Genomic DNA, 17,160 nt, shown 5'->3' with positions numbered 1-17,160 from the left:
GTCAAGTTTAAAACCATTTCGACAGTTTGGAATCGATTGATGAAAATTAAATTTAGAGACTAGAGATTGATGACAGATTTCCTTCTTTTGAAACAATACCTTTCGTTAGAATATACAATCTTTCCATTGTTTGGGTATCCGCTTTCTTTACTCGAGTTTTTAGGAACCACATCGGGCCTAATCTGTGTGTATTTGGCTTCCAGGAATCATATTCTCACTTGGCCCATTGGAATCTTTAACTCGATTTGTTTTTTCTTTTTGTTTTTCCAAATCCAATTGTATTCTGATATGTTATTACAAATCTATTTTTTTGGATCGAGCATTTATGGTTGGATCATTTGGAGAAAACGTACGGGAGCCTTTACCAAAATTGTATCTCTTGGCAAAGAAAAAAATTTAATCCTCGTTGGACTGATTGTGTTTGGAACCTTTGGGCTTGGGTCCTTCACAAAACAATTACCAATTTGGTTTCCTGAGGTATTTTTAAAACCAGCAGACTATTTGTACTGGGATGCATTCACAACAGTGGCAAGCATCATTGCCAATTTTTTACTTGCCCAAAGGAAATTGGAATCTTGGTTTTTGTGGGTACTTGTGGATGTAGTTTGTATCGTTCTCTACTCACTCAAACAGATTCCGTTTGTGACCATTGAATATGGGGTCTTCCTTCTCATCGCTTTTTATGGATGTTGGCACTGGTTCAAGGAATTTCAAGAGAATCGAAAAAATTCTCAAATCACGTCGGCTTAAGATACAATCATCGTTCTAGACTTTATGATTGATTTCTTAGTCAATCTCGGAATCGGTATAGATTCAGATGCCACTCAACAACCATTCCCTTGTATGTTCGCAATTGGCATCTGGGAACTGATCCATGGAAGTCCATCGTTTCCCTTGGCAATGGCAAACGATGGTTTGGTTCTTATCCCTTCGTTTTTCGGTTCTCTGGGCGCAAATACCAGGAAATCACTGTTAGGCTTAAGAGTAAGACAGATGGTAATATTTCCATGATGGGATGACCAAAACTGATGTGTGAGATGGCCGCCCCTGACATGGCAAAGAAAAAACCTGCATACGCCCATTCTTTGAGTAATCCAAATTTTGGAACGAGAACTGCAACCACTCCCAAGAGTTTCCAAACACCTAACATCGTAAGAAAGTAAGTAGGGTAACCCAATTGGTTTATTTTTTTCACTTCTTCTGGAAGTTTGATGAGTTGGACAATGGCTGTTGATACCATACCGAGGGACAACCACAAGGTAAAGAACCAATAGAGTATTTTTTTTGTTTTCTCTGACATATTATTCTCCTAAATGTATGTATCTAACTTCGATTTTTTGATTTGTGTATCCCAACCGATATCAATACAAAAATATGATCATATAAAATTCTTTTAATCGTTTAAACCTTTCCCAATTAAGATATTGGGGATTTGTTTTGTGATACGTTCTTCCCTTGTCTCTTTTCGTTTGGCAGAAGAAAAGTAGAGTAGGTATCCTCTTTGCCTTCCAGGAGTTAACTCTGAAAAAGCGGTCTGTAATTTTGGATTTTGTTCCAGTTTTCGTAAAAACTCTTCTGGGATTTCAAACTCAGAAGTTTTCTTCATGATAACTTTTTTCCCAATCTTTTCCACTTGGATCGCTTCTTTAATAAAGGCTTTGATCGTGGATTTTAATTTTGTAATTTCTGAAGTGGATTGGAATCGGATTTGTCTAGCGGACTGTACGTTTTTAGTTTGTTGGATGAGAATGTTTTTAGGATCACTTAGCAAAGCTCCCTTAAAAAATAGAATGGCACAGTATTCTTTGAATCCATGTAATAAAAATACATTTTGGCCATTGAATGTATAACATGGTTGCCCCCATTTGATTTCTTCTTGGAAATTGCTCTCGAGAGCAATGGATCGCAGGACTTGGAATTCTTTTTTCCAGGATTTTGCCTCATTGAAAAAAGAATCAGCAGTTTTGGGATTCGTTTTTTTAAGCTTTTGCTTCATATCATTTAACAAATGTTTATATTTATTCCATAGACTGTTTTGCGATTGTTTCCAATCGGTTGTGAGCCATATTGATCCCTTGGGCAAAAGGCATTTTCAAAATTTGGTCTCTTTGTACCACGGACTGATAGATGATATGCATCTTCAGTTTGGATTTCTCTTTGGATATTGATTCAAAGCTAAAAAATTCAAGTTGGATTGCAAAACCTGTGTTTTCCATCTCAAAGGTGCGCACAAAACTTTGGTTTTCCACAAGATTGAGTAACACTCCATTCGCTCGAAAGAGAACCACTCCTTCTGGGGATTTGGTTTCAAAAAGGTAACTGCCATGGTTTCGTTTTTCAAATTGTAGGACTTTGTTTCCCATCCATTGTTCAATGAGTTCCGGTTCTGTGTGCGCTTGGTACACGAGTGCGACAGGTAAATCAAATTCACGTTCGATGGTTAACTCTTGTTTGCCGTCTTCTGCGATCACTTTTGTTTTGAGTTCCATTTTAAATTCCTTTTGGATCATATTTTAACGATTTCTGTGTTCGATTGGAGTTTTCTTTAATCCTTCTATGCCTTTCGTTTATAATCTTTCATCACGGATTCGAGATTGTTGAAGCGGTCGTCCCAAAGTTTTTGGAAAGGAGCAATGAAGTTTGCAATTTCTTTCATTTTGTTTGGGTTTAGGTGGTAATACATCTCACGTCCAATGGGTTCCCGATGTAACAGTTCACATTCTGTTAAGATGAGTAGGTGTTTGGAAATGGTAGGACGTTTGGAATCAAATTGGGAAGCAATGGCACCTGCTGTCATGGACTGGGTGGCCAAAAGGAGGAGGATGGCCCGCCTTGTGGGGTCTGCAATTGCCTGAAATACATCTCGTCGTAAATCCATGATGTGTAGCCATTTGACTAATAGAATTTACGTAGTCATTTGGCAACACATTTTTTGTCTGCGCCAGGGGAACGGAGGGCTTGGTCCTAGGAGGCGAGCGCCGACTAGGACGGGAGCGAATGCGCACCCCGAAGTTACCCGATCGGTGTTATGAATCTATGTTTGGTCTAAAGACCTTTCGAGGCGCCCAACTTTAGATTTGAATGAGAGGAATCAAATCGTTTGGCTATTTTTTACGAATTTTTTTTGATTTTGTCGGCAACAAACGCTTTGTAGGCGGGGCTACCAAAACTCACATCCATTCGGATGATTTCCGGTGCAATGTAGGGATGGCGTTTTTGGATATAGGTTTCGATGGCATCATACTTGTCGGCGGTCGTTTTTAGGAGTATTTTGTTTTCGGTATCAACCGTGATTTTGCCTTCCCATAAGTAAACGAGTTCCACTTCAGGGAAGATGGTGCCGGAAATGATGATGCCTTGTTCTAACATTTCAGAGATATGTTCTTCTGCCATGTCGCGGTCGCTAATTGTGGTAAATACTAAAATTTCTTCCGATGCCATCGCACGTCCTTTTCCGTTTTTATTAGGATCGGTTTTGGAAAGGGAAATCCTTATTCTTTTGGAGAGTCTTTTTGCAAATAACTTTGGATCCCATCTTTGGCTTTGTCTAAGATTCCTGATTCCCGTAGGGAACGAAACACTCGTTGCCAAAATTTGATTTTGCCTTCGAATTCATTCCATCCGAGCTGTAAGTCCATACGTTTGATTTTGAGTAACATCCGAAGTTCTGAGAGGCTCATGTCCTTTGGATCTTTGTCTAGGTAACGATTGTGGTCTTGGAAGGGATTGAATACCATATTCGTTACTTACGGAACACAAATGATAAAAAGAGGATGGCGAAAAATAAAAATCCAATTCCTGTTCCGAAACTCGCAAGGATGGGGTCGCCAGCGGCGATAAATTTTTGGATACTTAAGAAAATGCCGTACGAAGTGTACATAAGTCCTAGGAAAATAAGAGTGAGAGCTGTAAAAACCCATACACTCTTTCGAACAAAGTTTTGAATATAAAACTGTATGTTCTTTTGCAGATAAATCACCATGACTTCTGCATAAGACACGAGTTTGGCGATCAAATCTTCGAAGGCGGTTTTTAAGCCACCTTTTTTGCGTTGTTTTGTGTGTCTTTCGTCCAATTATTTCTTCTTAAAAATTAAGCCGAGAGCCAGTCCAAGACCAAGTCCGACACCAAATCCGATCACAGCTGCTTTTTGTGGGTTTTCTTTTACGTAACTTCCCACATTGTCGATCACTTCCTTTGCACGGATGGATGCTTCTTCACTTGCTTTCCCTAACTTTTGTTTGATGTCACTTACTTGTTCCATATACTTCTCCTTGGCTCTCTGTTCAATTTCCTTGGCTTTTTTCTCATACAACTTAATTTCGTCGATGAGGGACTTACTTTTTTTCACTTCTTCCATAACGTTCGTTAGTCTGGTACGACTATGTTTTCAAAATTATCAGTGAAACGATACCCAATGCCCCAAATGGTTTCAATCCATTCTGGTTGTGCTGAATTTTTTTCCAGTTTGGAACGAATTCGTTTGATATGGCTGTCGATCATCCTTTCAAACCCATCCCATTCCACACCCCAAACAGATTCCAAAATCATTTCACGAGAAAAAACTTTTCCTGGAGAACCCGCGAGCAGTTGTAAAATGTCGAATTCTTTTCGGGAGATGTTGATGATGTTTTCGTTTAAGGTGACACGACGACGAATGGAATCAATTTTTAAGGCACCACGGATGATTTCGCCTGCTTGGCCCACATTGGGTTTGATTCCAATTTTTTTATCCCATCTACGAAAGAAGACATCCACTCGTGTTTTGAGTTCACGAACAGAAAATGGTTTGGTGATATAATCATCAGCACCTAACTCGAGTCCCATGATCCGATCAATTTCTTCAGTTCGCGCTGATAAAATAAAAATCGGTGTACTTTCGTCCGATTTCCGAATGCTTCTGCAAATTTCCATTCCGTCAATGTCTGGAAGAGATAGGTCTAGGATCACCAAATCAGGATGATTGGACTTATAAAATTTCAATCCATCTTCGCCATTTTCAAAAACGGAGGTGGTGTAGTGAGCTGAATCGAGAGATTTCCGGATTAGGTTCCCGATGTCCGGATCGTCCTCAATTACCAAAATATTTTTCATGTTTTTCCCTTGAGTTCTTTCTCAATTTGGTTCTTGTAGTAGAAAAAAAAAGTAAAAAATGGAATTGGGAACACAAAGAGAACTAAAATCGTGGGCCATGTTTGCCATCAGTGGTCCGAGGCTTCGTCCCTTGGAAGTGACGGAAAAACTAGGCCTAAAGCCTGACTATTATCATGGTGGGGATGTAAAAGACATTCAAAATATGACAATTCCGAGTCATTGGCAGCTCAATTCTAAGTTAGGGCCTGAGTTTTCAGCCCAGGATCATATTTGGGACATCTTAAAAGCACTTGGCCCTGTCCGCAAAGAACTGAAAGAATTCACGGAAAACTTTGATTCGGCGATTTACCTTTCGGTTGAATTTGCATCGGAATACACAAAAGGGGTGACTCTCGACAAACGAACGATGCTTTTGTTAGGTGAAATGGGTGTCCAGTTGGAAATTATCCCCTGGGATCTCGATGAGACTCTCTAAGGATGGAATCACTCGGGAATACCAATCGAATGAGTCCAAAACGTTTTAAGTAGTGGTGGCCGGAAAGGGTGAGTCCATTTAACACCATCACTCGTTTTTTCAACCGCAGGTCACGTGCCATATTCAAAAGTTTGGTGAGGAGAGTTAAGGGAAGATAGGGCAAATTGGAAAGGTCCATTTGGATGTGGGATCTGGTTTGGAAAAATAACATATGCATCACCGAGTCCAATTCTTCTTCCATTTCTGCATGGACTTCTTTGGATGAGATGACAATTTCATAGGCGTTTTGGATTTCCCTTACAGTTAAGTATTTCGTTTTTTTTGCCATCGGAGGTTAGTTTTGCAGGTTTTACCAAAAGATACACTCATTTTTCGATCGAAACTTTTACAGTCCGTAAGAGAGATTTTGACTCGGAATGAATTTTTGGAAGTGGATACACCCACGCTGAAACCCATCGTCGGAATGGAACCGTATTTGGATCCCTTCGAAGTGCGCTCTCCCTCTGGGCGTGAAAAGGGATATCTCATCACATCTCCTGAATACAGTTTAAAACAATTGATGGCAATGGGCCTATCTCATATCTTTGAGATTGCCCATACTTACAGGTCAGGAGAGGTGGGAAGTCCCTTTCATACCAAAGAGTTTCTCATGTTGGAACTCTATGCAGAAGGGATGGATGATGTGGTTCTCCGTCATTTCATTGAAAAATTCCTACGGGAACTTATTTTCACGGTTGGAGAACCGACACTCCACAACCAACTTTCCAAACCAGGATGGATTCGTCATTTCCGTGTACAGGAAGTATTCCTGATTCATCTTGGGCATGGGTTTGAAAGGGAAAATTTAATTCAGACCATCACCAAACTCAAATTAACTGCGGAAACAAATGAACAATTACAGAACTGGCAGTATGAAGATTTGTTCTTTTTGGTGTTTCTCAATTGCATCGAACCAAAATTAGGGGAAGGGATTGTATTTTTGTATGATTATCCACCAGAATGTGCCGCCCTTGCAAGAATTGAGGATGGTGTTGCCAAACGGTTTGAAATCTATTGGGACGGTTTGGAGCTTGCCAATGCCTTTTATGAACTGAAGGATACAAACGAACAACGGGAACGATTTACAGACGAACAGGCATTACGCGAAAAACTAGGGAAAGAAGTGTTCCCCATCGATGAAGATTTTCTCACCGCCTTAGGGAATGGATTTCCAAATTGTTCGGGGATTTCAATTGGATTGGACCGATTGGCATTAAAACTTTTTAGAAAAAACACTTTAGCAGAAGTGAGTCCGTATTGGATGGAATTGTAAAGACGATTGGTTCGATCGTAAATCTTAACTGCTAAACTTTTCCACCTGTTCGGATGTTTTGTATGGGTGGATCGAAAGGGGAAGTCATCACAGGAATGGGATTCCGAACGTTGTCATCGGAATGGGATCCCATGACAACTCGATGATCCCATTCGGGAAGGGATTTTGTTTTTTTATTCTTCTTCGGATTGGAATTTTTCGCAAGCAGAAGGCACTTTCCCTTCTTCTAAATCAGCACAAGAAAAGGCGGCCATTTCTTTGGCGCATTGTTTCATGTCTTCGATGTCTTGTTTCGTGAGTTTTTTGCTTGGTTTGTCGCTGGCACTAGGTTTTTGTCCATCAACAACATACTGTTTGTAACGGGATTCACAGACATTCCCATTCACAAATTGTGATTCCACCATCTTACGTTGTTCCGGAGGGAGGTCTTTTAATTTCTCTTTCATACATTCGGAAGTCTTAGCACACATTTTTTTAGAAAGGGCTTGGAATTCTTTCGCATCCTTTAATGTTTGTGAGGTGATGATCAAAGGGAGAAGGAATAAAACCAAAGTCAAAATTTTTTTCATACCAGAATCGTAATCCCAATCGCAATTTGGTAAAGAAAAAATTTAGAAAAAGGATTGCCACTGGACCAAAGACCATTAGGATTTTTGCCCATGAAACGAATCGTATCTTTACTCCTTGTCTCGTTTACCGTATCCCTTGTGGCGCAAAATTTGACAGAACGTAAACCTGTCAGTTTTTTTGGGGAACCCACCACCATCGAAGAATTCAAAACCATCCAAGCGGCGACAGCCACTACACCTGAGGGTGCAGCTGCCATCCTCGTACTTGCCATGTCTATGTATGGCAAAAATCCAGAGTTAGGAAGGAAAGCAGTCGTTCTCTCTGTCCTCTCTAAAAACAGACAAAAGTCAAATAAACCTACGGCTGTGGATGGTGTGGATTTAGGAGGGAGCGATGCGTATTTACTGGGCCAACTAGACAAATACAAAATGTTGGCAAACGGGTATTGGAAAGGGGCAGAGCCATCTAACGGATATTCGCCGACTCTCCCTCTCACGGTGGAAACTTACACCAACCCCTATTCTGGGGACGAAACGACAGGCAAACTCAAACTCTTCGTGGCGACAAAAGGTGCTTCCAGTTACCGACCTGTGAGTGTGGAAAAAGATGTAGATGGATTATGGCGCGCCAAAGAAATGAGTTCCTTATTTGTAGGGATGATGCCCGCCAAATAGATGTTTGTTGACCTGCTATCTCTCCACCCAGTGGTTTTGGCCCTCCTTGCCACTGGATTCACTTGGTTTTGTACAGCCTTTGGCGCTGGGTTTGTTTTTTTCTTTCGTACGGTTCCAAGGCCTGTATTCAATGCGATGCTTGGGTTTGCTTCGGGCATCATGATTGCTGCCAGTTTTTGGTCACTTTTACTGCCTTCGATAGCACTTTCAGAAAACGCAGGCCAGACTGCATGGCTTCACGTGAGCTTTGGGTTTTTGTCAGGTGGCCTTAGTTTGTATGCTCTCCACAAACTCCTCCCACACTTACATGTGGGATTAGAAGAAAACCGTTTGGAAGGAGGGAAGTCTTCTTTCCAAAGGAGTTTGTTACTCATCCTTGCCATCACCTTACACAATATCCCTGAGGGCCTTGCTGTGGGTGTCGCCTTTGGTGCCTTAGGTGAAGGGTTTACTTACGAGGCTTTGATGGCGGCAATGGTCGTTGCCTTTGGAATTGGGATTCAAAATATCCCAGAAGGAGCTGCTGTTTCCATTCCACTCTTACGAGAAGGTTTTACTGCCAAAAAAAGTTTTTGGTATGGACAACTTTCAGGGTTTGTGGAGCCGATTGGTGGGCTTCTCGGTGCGGCCCTTGTGTTTTATGTAGAGAGTATCCTTCCCTTTGCACTGTCGTTTGCGGCAGGAGCCATGATCTTTGTGGTTGTCGAAGAACTCATTCCGGAATCCCATACGGGAAAGGAAACGGAGATGGCAACTCTTGGGGCGATGTTTGGATTTGTGCTCATGATGGCACTTGACGTGGGGCTTGGGTGAATTTTTTAAAAGTAAAATGAATTCGAATTCCTTTCTCAAAAAAAGTATTCTATATGATTGGATTCCTGACTTTGCATTTCATTTCTATGATCTTTCTGAATTAGTAGTTCTTGCTAAAGAATTAGAGGAGGAATGCATAGTGATAGCAGACCATCTAAATGCTTTTTTAGCGATTTATAAAAAAGGAACTAGGGCGAAGCCAAAAGGTTTGTGTACCACTTTTCAATATGCATCTTTGAATTCTTCTGAACTTGAGCTTTGCCAAAAACTTGACCTCAATCTACAATTCAGTATGATGATGTATATTTGTGAAATCTATGAAACATAAATTACTTTTTTGTCTTCTATTCTTTCTCTTTCAATGTGCCAATACATCGTATTACCAAACTTGGGGGAAACAAAAAGTCCGATTGAATGGGTATACAGTGGAAGAAGGGTACCAAAAAATCCAATCCTTCAATTTTTCCTACACGAGAGTGTATTTGTTTTGGGGATTGTCCAATGTTCGTGACCAGAGTTTGGATGAATTTCTATCGGAATATTATCTCAAGTATCCCAATACGCATATTGGGGACTTAAAAATTACAGAAGAATATGAATTTATGGATGGGGTTTATGATATGATTACATTTGGAATCGTAAGGCCTTATACAGTTCATATTCGGGGTAATTTATATTCACAAAATAAAGGAAACAATCGATGAAAAACAATGTTTTAGTCTCCTTCCTTTTGTTCTTTTTATTATCGATCGGATTTACAAATTGTGCTACCTATAAATATGAGTTAGGTGATACAAAGATTCCAGTCAGTTTTTCGAATGAACTAGAACCGAACGAAAACTATCGGCCATTCCAAATTGAAGTCAAACTTTCTTGGTATTTATTTGATACACAAGCCATCGACACCTTAGAATTGGATGATGTTTTCCGTGCCGAACTCCCCAGCGCGAAAAAAATTGTAAACCTGAGGATCTATTCTAAAGAAAATGTTGCGGATTCTGTGATTCGGACACTGACAACTTTGGCCCAAGTCTTGTTTGTTTCCAATCGAGCCTTGTATTCTCGTCGGACCATCGTCATTGAAGGATTGGTTGTGGAATGAAGATTGGTTTTTAGATAAGAATAGAAATGTATGGTTTCTCTAGACTGCATTTAGGAACTACGATGATCGATATCATTTTTTGTCCAAAGGTTCATTCACGGTCGCACATGCACCTTCATAGATGTTACGGATGAATGTTGACTCGTATGTTTTTTTCCCAACTTCTTTCATGATTAGATTTTGGATCCCACCTTGTTTGTGCATTTCTATGGCACAATATTTGGGTTTCGAATCTCCCACATTGTATTCTACTTGTATCACAGATTGTTTTGGATGTAATCGATAGTCATTTCCCCATTTTGGTTCTGTTAATGATGTGGGAGTTCGTGAATGTATAAATATACGTTCCCTCCCATCTTCTCTAAGGATTCGAATTCGGATTTGACGAAAGTAATCTCCTGTTGGCCAGACGTGGCCAACATTTTTGATTTTTAAACTTACGATGAATGCCTGATCTTTCTTTTGGATTGATAACTGTATTGGATACAAATCCGTGTGAAAGGACAAAGATCCGTGAAACGATGATTGTGTTGTTCCATTTCGAAAATGGCAAGATTGGCAATTTGAATTTTCACCTAAAGAAATCGAATTCCGAAATTCGGAAACTGTGCTTTGCATCATAGTTTTATGAAACTTGATCGTTTGTTGGTTTATGTTTTTTTCGTGAATGGGAAATGGAAATTCATGACAGGATGCACAAAACTCTGTTTTTCCCAAATTCTCATCAACTTCGATTGGATGGATACTGAGTCTAATCGATGAGGGAGTTGGTTTTTTGGCAGAATAAATTTTTCCATCTCTTACATGGCATACAGCACAATTGATGCCTTCGGATGTCAATTGTGATTCAGAATCTAAATTGACCCCACCTCCTGGCAGAGGAAAAATTGAGTCAATGGAAGCTAACTTTTGTTTATCTAACGGAGCATGGCAGTTCACACACCACCTAGCAGGTTCTTTTTGGAGCGCATGTTTGAAAACTGGGTTATTCCAAGACCGCCCATGACCAGATGCCTTCCATTCTTTAGTTTCTTCTTCATGGCATCCTTCACAAGATTTTACTGAGAGTAGGTCTACCTTCTTTCGTTTGTAAAATTCAGTATTGATTGTGTCGACACCCGCTTGTGAGATTTCTAATGGTGATCCTAAATTTATCTGATTACATGAAATGTTTCCTATAAAAATCAATAGATACAAGAGATAAACAATTCTCATTTGATATGAAAAAAGATTAAGGATTTGAATTTACTTTTTTTCCCGAATACAATCTTCTGCGCCACTTACCATCGTTGCTCTAAAATCTAGATGAGTTTGTTTTGGACCTGTGAGTGTTTTATAAGTAGGATTTGAAAGAGTTCGTTTTCCTTTATCAGGTCCGGTCAGTAGGTATGTGAGAATTCCCGAGTAACCTTTATTAGATGTTGATTTGATGCAATCTTTATGACAATTTGGATCATCCGTCCCTTGGCATCCGAAGGAACATTCTTGCCGTAATGTGTCATCGCTGATCCCCCAAGTTCCTTGTAATTGGATTCCATTTTTGATCGTTACCCAAGTCATTTCTAATGTAAGTCCCACTCGAAGACCACTTGCTTCCATCTTCGCTGTGCCATCAGGTCTAAATAAAATGGTACCTCCATAAAAATCTCCACTATCAGCCAATTTAGGTAAATTGAAGACAGATTCCATTTCCATCATTTGTGAGTCGGAAATACATGCACCCATTGATGAAGACAAAAAACCACTGAAGACCCATCCTTCCTTAGACTGATACGAAACCTTTGTCCAATTCCCTTCCCGACCAGCGACGATTTCTGGGTATTGGCCTTTCGACTCCAAAACGGAGACTTTTTCACCATCAGGGATGGTCATCATAATTTTTGCAGATGGGTCTGCTGCGATTCTCATTCGGAGTCCGCCTACGGCATTGACATACAAGTCTATTGCAAGTAATGATTGAGTTTGTAGAAAGAAAATGAGCATCATTATGAAGAGAAGGTGGACCTGATTTGAATGTTTCATTTGAAATGATTCCTCCAGAAATCTGGATGTATTGGTTCGCCTGGTCCTTGGTTTTCTGGCATCTGAAAAGTCAGGAAAGTTGCACCACATCATACAAATGGAATTTGCAATATCGATCTCAACTAACAGTGGTCGGTCGATTGGTAATCCAGGTGATCATACTCACGTTGAGTTTAGTTTTTATGCTGGAGATGATGCGAAGGGCAATGACATATTTAAGCCTAGAGTTCCGACTCCAGAAGATATACCACTTTTAAAAAAATTAGGACTAATTAAATGAAGCAAATTCTGTATATGACATTAATCTTTTTGTTTTTATACAACTGTAAAAAAGAAGATTCTTTACCTAATGCTAATGCAGAAGAAACGAACTCAAAAAAAGCAAAAATCAATTATGCTAAAATTAGAGCAGATGTTTTAATTAGCGAAGGGAGCATAATTGGGAATTCGAAAGAGGATTTCGACAATATGCACAGTATTGAAACAAAACGAATATTAGATGATTTCGATTTTTATTTCGGAAGGAAGGAAGATGCTCTTATCTTTATTAAAGGAATAGAGGCTAGTCAAATCATGGGTTACGATAATTCAACAACAATTTATTTCGAAGTTGGGTCGGACAAAGGACAATTTAAGTATCGTATTCAAACGTATTCTAGCTTCGACACTGCGGGAAGCAATTCAGAAGGGTTAATAAACTATGTTAAATGCTCTAATTATTCTGATGTTCTAATAAAGTGTAAATTCTACTTTAAAAATTCATCTCAAGCTTATGGCAGTTCTCCCATATCATGGGCAATAGTTACCATTAAGGACAGAGCACTCGTCAATGTCGAAGATGATCTTGGCGCAAGTTTCCTCGGTTATATTGAAGCTGACAATACTTTTCCTGAAAAGTATCTATCAAATGTTAAAAAAGCCCTCAAGGTGGCAGTCAAAGATCCAAAGATTGGATTAAAAGATGAACAGTTGCGTGGATTTTCGATAGAAGAATTGGATCTTTTGACAGATGGTTTGGCGTCGCAGGTAAAGGCTGGGAAGTAGGAGAGGGGGGCGGGTGATTTGTCTATTACCCTACAATTGAATTGATAAAATTGGCTAGTCAATATATACCACAAGGCAATGAACTCGAGGTCACATTTAATGATACGAAAGTCATTGAATATTTCAAAAACAACCCTATAAACGGAGTGACAGTTAGAACTGATAGAGGTAAATCGCAGTCAAAAGGACACGGAACACACTTACACTTTCAGTTCAAGAAGTAATGATGTTAGTCAAGTTTTATATCTTTGTTTTCCTTTCTATTTGTTGCGTTTCTTCTGTAGATTCAAACTTTGAAAGAGCCAACTACTTTGAATCTACAAGAATATGGGGCTGAATATTGGTATAAAGTAGAAGATAATTTGTACATTCGAATTGAAATAGTATTACATGAAAATGATTTCACTTGGGATATAAGAAATATGTCTTGTGACATAGATGAAACAAACTGATAAATGCGATAAATTGAAAACCAAATTAAGAATATTGTTTATGTTATTTTGTTTAGTCACGCCAAATCTAGATTAGAGAACAAATCCTAACTGGAGTCACTGATTTTTGTTCTAACCAGAGGGTACAATAAAAATTAGTGGTTCATGGATAAATATGATTTCGGAAAGATTGGAGCGGATAGAGCGGTCGTGTTTGGATAGAATGACAATCCACTAAGTGATACGTGGCGCTAAAGCGAATCCAAATTGGTTCAAACACTTGACAATCAATTTATGAGATGTATGGATAACAAGATAGGAACCACTAGAGATGAATGAATTTGAATCAAAAACCATTTTTAACAGAACCAAATTACGTTTGTTCATGGCTCTGTTTCCTTTGTTGATGATTGGTTGTATTTGGACACAGACTAAGTCTTATTATTTAAAACTAACAGAATCAAATCTCTTAGACAAAGAAGTTGATAAAAAACAACTAAGGCACTTTGATCCACGAAAATTCCAAAATACACCGCAATGGGAAATGGCAAGGGCAATTTATCTTTATGATGAGAACCAATTACAAACTTTTCTTTCCGAGAAAAAGGTTGATTTGAACATTCCCAATGATGTTGGAATCCCATTATTAAGTTTGGCAATTGTTTGGGACCGAGAAGGGGCGATACTTCCCCTTCTAAAACATGGTGCTAATCCAAATTTTAAGTCAGTTTTAAACCCTGAGTCTCCTATGATTTATGCAGCTCGCCAAAGTCCTGCCATGTTGAAATTACTCCTCGATCATGGTGGAGATCCCAATGCTAAGGCAATCTATGATGAGAGTTTGTTAGATGAAAATCATCCGCCAGAATCAGCCTTGAGTGTTGCTGCGAAGAATGGACATTTCAAAAGTGTAGAGATGCTCGTGGCAAGAGGTGCGAATGTCAATTTTGGGCATGGTCGCGCTGTGGCTGAGTCAATGACACATCATCATCTTTATATCACATTGTTTTTATTAAAAAATGGTTTCGACTTGAGTATGGAGTTATACCCGAGGGTATATGAAGCTAAATTGATTCAGGAAAGATTGCAAATTAAGGAAAGATCAAGAAATACTCCTCGTTTTGATGAATGGAACTTTAATAAGATCGTTGCCTTTCTCAAAGAAAAGGGAATTGAATACAAACATGTGAAACCGGATAAAGTTCCATGATCATTCTGAAGAAAGTTGATCGTGAGATGGGAAAGATAAAACCATGGATTTTGGTTTTATTAGAATTCAACTATCCTTACCAAAATAAGAAGATCCTTTTGGAATATGGAATCAATTCCCGCGCCAGCGAAAAATCCGCAAGCGACTATAGGAGAGAGGATACAAACAAACCGTCGGTTTGACTTGGTGGATGAGTGAAACGAATCCAACATAATTTGCGCTTTGTTTTATATGATAACCTGAATCTCTGATACAAGTTTGAAACGATGAATTTGCTTTCCTTGGGGAAATCCTTTGCGAAGCAAAGATTGCAGCGGAAAGCGCGGTCGTGTTTGGATAGAATGACAATCCACTAACAGATGCGAGGCGCAAAAAAAAATAAAAAAAGTAAAAATTCTTTGAAATCGGATATGACAGTGGCCTAAGTAAGTTCATTGTATCTTGTTTCGATGCAATTTGAAACAACCGAAAATTCCCCCTTGTCTCAAATTGCATCGAAACAAGGCAGGATCCTATCGAGTATTCGTAAGACAATTTATTTCTAAAATTGTGCTGTCACCATTAGATAGGCAAATTGTGCGTTTTTTCCAAATTGGTTTGAATACACATTTGCATTCACAGTGCGGTCATTCACTTTGTTTTGGATGGCATCCCCTGCAAAGATCATACTGTAACCTGCTTCGATTAGAATGTTTTTGTAGGGGAGATTGTATTTGAAATCCACTTCGCGGAAGAGGGAACGGCCGAGTAAGGAAACCGGACGATTTTCACCTGCTCCTTTTTCTGTGAGGACTTGGTTTGTGTCATATTGGTTATTGGAGAAGGATTCAGTACTCGCACCTGACTTCGCAACTCCTGCAATGTCATACCAACTATCTTGCAATTTGTGTTTTTCGATGGCAAAGTAGTCGATACGAAAACTTCCATAGGATTCAGTCGCATAACTTAGATTTACTGATTTTGATTTCATGTTCACCCAGCTGACTTGGTCGGCCATTCCATAAAACAAATGGTTGGTGTGGAATAGATTTTGGAAGGAGGCAACGGAACCATCGGAACGATTAGGGTCCCCACTTCCCACATCATAGGCGACTCCCACACGGAACTTAGAGATCGTATAACCAATGTCAGCGCCAAATGCATAGGTTTTGTAACGTTCTTTTTCACGGTAAAGGTTTTGTTTGTAAGTGGAATTGTTGAGTGGGTCTACTAAGTTAACATCGGTTTGGGAACTATCCCATTTTGGTGTGACATTTCTACCTGTGGTTCCCGTTTGCACTGCATATTCAAAGGAGTAGTCAATGGCTTGTAAGGCTTTTTTGTTCGCTTGTGTTTTGTTTGTGAGTCGCATCCCGTAGGTATGGAGCACATCCCACCTGCCAGCCCTTGTATTGGGATTTCCCACTTCACCTGTGGTGAGGACAAGGGATTGGTTAGTCCTTAGGTATTCTTTTTGCAAACCAAGATAATACAAATCAATATGAAGGTAGTCGGAGGGTTTCAGTGTGTTATAAAATCCTGTGAAGTAGGAGTCGCCTAACTCTTGTCTTTTGGCATCAATTTTTGCGGTACAAACCTTTGTGCCATTATAAGGACAATCTAAGTAGGAGTTGAATTGGGTTTTCACTCCGAAATTGGTTGTGTTGCCTGCGATATCAGAGTGGCGTTCGCTCACTGATGTGACAAATGCATGAGAAGAAAAATATTTATCTTCCCACTTCAGTCGTAATCCATCAAAACTCCTTCCGACATTGGTCCAATCGAGAGAACCCACCAAACGTTCCTCTCCATAGCGCATAATTTGGCGGCCTACTTGGAAGTGGAAGGGGAGATTGAAATTGTTTTTCACTTCGACATAGGCTTCCCTTACATCAGTGCTTTGCCTTGTGCCATCATTGGCAGTAGACAATCCAGTTAAGGATCCTTTTTCGGCCCCCCAAAGGCGGCTGTCTTGGAAGGTGATTTTTGCAATCACATCCTTTGTGAATTCCTTTTGGATCCAAAATTGGATCTTTTGTCCTGTGAAATCGACATTGTCATTGGTATTGCGATTGAAATCAAAATTGTACTTCATCTCTGGTCGGACTCTTACAAGTGCTCCTACACTGAGTCCATCCGACCAAGTCGGGGGAGCCTGTTTTGGATCTTGGACAGGAGGCACAACGGAAGCTGTATTCTGTGGTGCGGTTGTGGGGTTCGGGGAAAGATTGGGTCCCGAAGGTTCTTGGGGTGTTGTCTGTGCTTCTAAAAAACTTCCGAGTGACAGTGTGAACAAAAGCAAATATAAATGGATCGATCTTCGCATATTCCGTTTTGAAAGACCAATTACGGCCTTCTCCTATACCAAAAACGAATGCAAGAATCGTACAGTTTGTAAGAATAAAATATAAAAAAGGTAAGGACCTATTATTTA

The 17,160-nt window shown here is 39.7% G+C and carries 23 protein-coding genes; 9 read left to right on the top strand and 14 right to left on the bottom strand.

The annotated features are described in order from the left end of the window. The first annotated feature begins 69 nt into the window (after positions 1 to 69). Positions 70 to 750 (top strand): nicotinamide riboside transporter PnuC, encoded by a 681-nt coding sequence (pnuC, locus tag LEPBI_RS18260; RefSeq protein WP_012476856.1) that lies wholly within the window; start codon positions 70 to 72, stop codon positions 748 to 750. Between the two features lie 172 nt (positions 751 to 922). Here pnuC and LEPBI_RS18255 read toward each other — a convergent pair whose 3' ends face one another. The 9 genes from LEPBI_RS18255 to LEPBI_RS18215 form a co-directional block, all read right to left on the bottom strand. After that, on the bottom strand, positions 923 to 1,300 hold the full coding sequence (locus LEPBI_RS18255; protein ID WP_012476715.1) for a DoxX family protein: 378 nt from the start codon (positions 1,298 to 1,300) through the stop codon (positions 923 to 925). A gap of 93 nt (positions 1,301 to 1,393) precedes the next feature. Continuing rightward, complete coding sequence (locus LEPBI_RS18250) at positions 1,394 to 1,996, bottom strand: YdeI/OmpD-associated family protein (protein WP_041770228.1); 603 nt, start codon at positions 1,994 to 1,996, stop codon at positions 1,394 to 1,396. A 22-nt stretch (positions 1,997 to 2,018) separates the two neighbouring features. Further along, positions 2,019 to 2,489: an SRPBCC family protein gene (locus LEPBI_RS18245; RefSeq protein WP_041770259.1), complete on the bottom strand. Its 471-nt coding sequence runs from the start codon at positions 2,487 to 2,489 to the stop codon at positions 2,019 to 2,021. A 65-nt stretch (positions 2,490 to 2,554) separates the two neighbouring features. Further along, entirely contained in the window at positions 2,555 to 2,878 is a 324-nt protein-coding gene (locus LEPBI_RS18240; protein ID WP_012476712.1) for an ArsR/SmtB family transcription factor, read from the bottom strand. 233 nt (positions 2,879 to 3,111) lie between these two features. Further along, positions 3,112 to 3,441, bottom strand: a complete 330-nt coding sequence (cutA, locus tag LEPBI_RS18235) for a divalent-cation tolerance protein CutA (protein ID WP_012476711.1) — start codon at positions 3,439 to 3,441, stop codon at positions 3,112 to 3,114. Positions 3,442 to 3,491: 50 nt separating this feature from the next. After that, entirely contained in the window at positions 3,492 to 3,737 is a 246-nt protein-coding gene (locus tag LEPBI_RS18230) for a hypothetical protein (protein ID WP_012476855.1), read from the bottom strand. A 5-nt stretch (positions 3,738 to 3,742) separates the two neighbouring features. Continuing rightward, positions 3,743 to 4,075 (bottom strand): LBF_4227 family protein, encoded by a 333-nt coding sequence (locus LEPBI_RS18225; RefSeq protein ID WP_012476709.1) that lies wholly within the window; start codon positions 4,073 to 4,075, stop codon positions 3,743 to 3,745. After that, positions 4,076 to 4,360: a DUF883 family protein gene (locus tag LEPBI_RS18220; RefSeq protein WP_041770226.1), complete on the bottom strand. Its 285-nt coding sequence runs from the start codon at positions 4,358 to 4,360 to the stop codon at positions 4,076 to 4,078. Positions 4,361 to 4,368: 8 nt separating this feature from the next. Then, positions 4,369 to 5,094, bottom strand: coding sequence for a response regulator transcription factor (locus tag LEPBI_RS18215; protein ID WP_012476707.1), 726 nt, complete (start codon positions 5,092 to 5,094; stop codon positions 4,369 to 4,371). Between the two features lie 58 nt (positions 5,095 to 5,152). Here LEPBI_RS18215 and LEPBI_RS18210 point away from each other — a divergent pair, with 58 nt between their 5' ends. After that, positions 5,153 to 5,569, top strand: a complete 417-nt coding sequence (locus LEPBI_RS18210) for a DUF4279 domain-containing protein (protein WP_012476706.1) — start codon at positions 5,153 to 5,155, stop codon at positions 5,567 to 5,569. Here the strand turns inward: LEPBI_RS18210 and LEPBI_RS18205 are convergent. Further along, complete coding sequence (locus LEPBI_RS18205) at positions 5,538 to 5,897, bottom strand: hypothetical protein (RefSeq protein WP_012476854.1); 360 nt, start codon at positions 5,895 to 5,897, stop codon at positions 5,538 to 5,540. The two genes, LEPBI_RS18210 and LEPBI_RS18205, sit on opposite strands and share 32 nt — an antisense overlap. Positions 5,898 to 5,909: 12 nt before the next feature. On the opposite strand from LEPBI_RS18205, the gene LEPBI_RS18200 reads away from it, so the two are divergent. Further along, positions 5,910 to 6,881, top strand: a complete 972-nt coding sequence (locus tag LEPBI_RS18200) for an amino acid--tRNA ligase-related protein (protein WP_012476704.1) — start codon at positions 5,910 to 5,912, stop codon at positions 6,879 to 6,881. Positions 6,882 to 7,054: 173 nt separating this feature from the next. On the opposite strand, the gene LEPBI_RS18195 is transcribed toward LEPBI_RS18200, so the two are convergent. Further along, positions 7,055 to 7,450, bottom strand: coding sequence for an LA_2478/LA_2722/LA_4182 family protein (locus LEPBI_RS18195; protein ID WP_012476703.1), 396 nt, complete (start codon positions 7,448 to 7,450; stop codon positions 7,055 to 7,057). Between the two features lie 90 nt (positions 7,451 to 7,540). On the opposite strand from LEPBI_RS18195, the gene LEPBI_RS18190 reads away from it, so the two are divergent. The 4 genes from LEPBI_RS18190 (at position 7,541) to LEPBI_RS18170 (ending at position 10,040) form a co-directional block, all read left to right on the top strand. Continuing rightward, positions 7,541 to 8,125, top strand: coding sequence for a DUF6935 domain-containing protein (locus tag LEPBI_RS18190; RefSeq protein ID WP_012476853.1), 585 nt, complete (start codon positions 7,541 to 7,543; stop codon positions 8,123 to 8,125). Next, a complete protein-coding gene (locus LEPBI_RS18185) occupies positions 8,126 to 8,938 on the top strand; it encodes a ZIP family metal transporter (RefSeq protein ID WP_012476701.1) in 813 nt (270 codons plus the stop codon). 317 nt (positions 8,939 to 9,255) lie between these two features. Continuing rightward, positions 9,256 to 9,642 carry a hypothetical protein gene (locus LEPBI_RS18175; RefSeq protein ID WP_226992962.1) on the top strand — a complete coding sequence of 129 codons (387 nt, stop codon included), beginning with the start codon at positions 9,256 to 9,258 and terminating at the stop codon, positions 9,640 to 9,642. Beyond that, positions 9,639 to 10,040, top strand: a complete 402-nt coding sequence (locus LEPBI_RS18170) for a hypothetical protein (RefSeq protein WP_012476698.1) — start codon at positions 9,639 to 9,641, stop codon at positions 10,038 to 10,040. Before LEPBI_RS18175 ends, LEPBI_RS18170 begins: the two co-directional genes overlap by 4 nt. 72 nt (positions 10,041 to 10,112) lie before the next feature. On the opposite strand, the gene LEPBI_RS18165 is transcribed toward LEPBI_RS18170, so the two are convergent. Together LEPBI_RS18165 and LEPBI_RS18160 are read right to left on the bottom strand one after the other, a co-directional pair. After that, on the bottom strand, positions 10,113 to 11,255 hold the full coding sequence (locus tag LEPBI_RS18165; RefSeq protein WP_012476697.1) for a multiheme c-type cytochrome: 1,143 nt from the start codon (positions 11,253 to 11,255) through the stop codon (positions 10,113 to 10,115). Between the two features lie 30 nt (positions 11,256 to 11,285). After that, positions 11,286 to 12,062 carry an SH3 domain-containing protein gene (locus tag LEPBI_RS18160; RefSeq protein WP_012476696.1) on the bottom strand — a complete coding sequence of 259 codons (777 nt, stop codon included), beginning with the start codon at positions 12,060 to 12,062 and terminating at the stop codon, positions 11,286 to 11,288. A gap of 276 nt (positions 12,063 to 12,338) precedes the next feature. Between LEPBI_RS18160 and LEPBI_RS18150 the strand changes: the two genes are divergently transcribed. After that, positions 12,339 to 13,106, top strand: coding sequence for a hypothetical protein (locus LEPBI_RS18150; protein WP_012476694.1), 768 nt, complete (start codon positions 12,339 to 12,341; stop codon positions 13,104 to 13,106). A gap of 762 nt (positions 13,107 to 13,868) precedes the next feature. Beyond that, positions 13,869 to 14,747 carry an ankyrin repeat domain-containing protein gene (locus LEPBI_RS18145; RefSeq protein ID WP_012476691.1) on the top strand — a complete coding sequence of 293 codons (879 nt, stop codon included), beginning with the start codon at positions 13,869 to 13,871 and terminating at the stop codon, positions 14,745 to 14,747. 541 nt (positions 14,748 to 15,288) lie between these two features. Here the strand turns inward: LEPBI_RS18145 and LEPBI_RS18135 are convergent. Continuing rightward, positions 15,289 to 17,052 (bottom strand): alginate export family protein, encoded by a 1,764-nt coding sequence (locus LEPBI_RS18135; RefSeq protein WP_012476690.1) that lies wholly within the window; start codon positions 17,050 to 17,052, stop codon positions 15,289 to 15,291. Positions 17,053 to 17,160 lie beyond the last annotated feature (108 nt).

This window comes from Leptospira biflexa serovar Patoc strain 'Patoc 1 (Paris)', assembly GCF_000017685.1.
Lineage (GTDB): Bacteria > Spirochaetota > Leptospiria > Leptospirales > Leptospiraceae > Leptospira_A > Leptospira_A biflexa.
The sequence above is the reverse complement of the archived record's forward strand: the minus strand, read 5'-3'. Positions and strand labels throughout refer to the sequence as shown.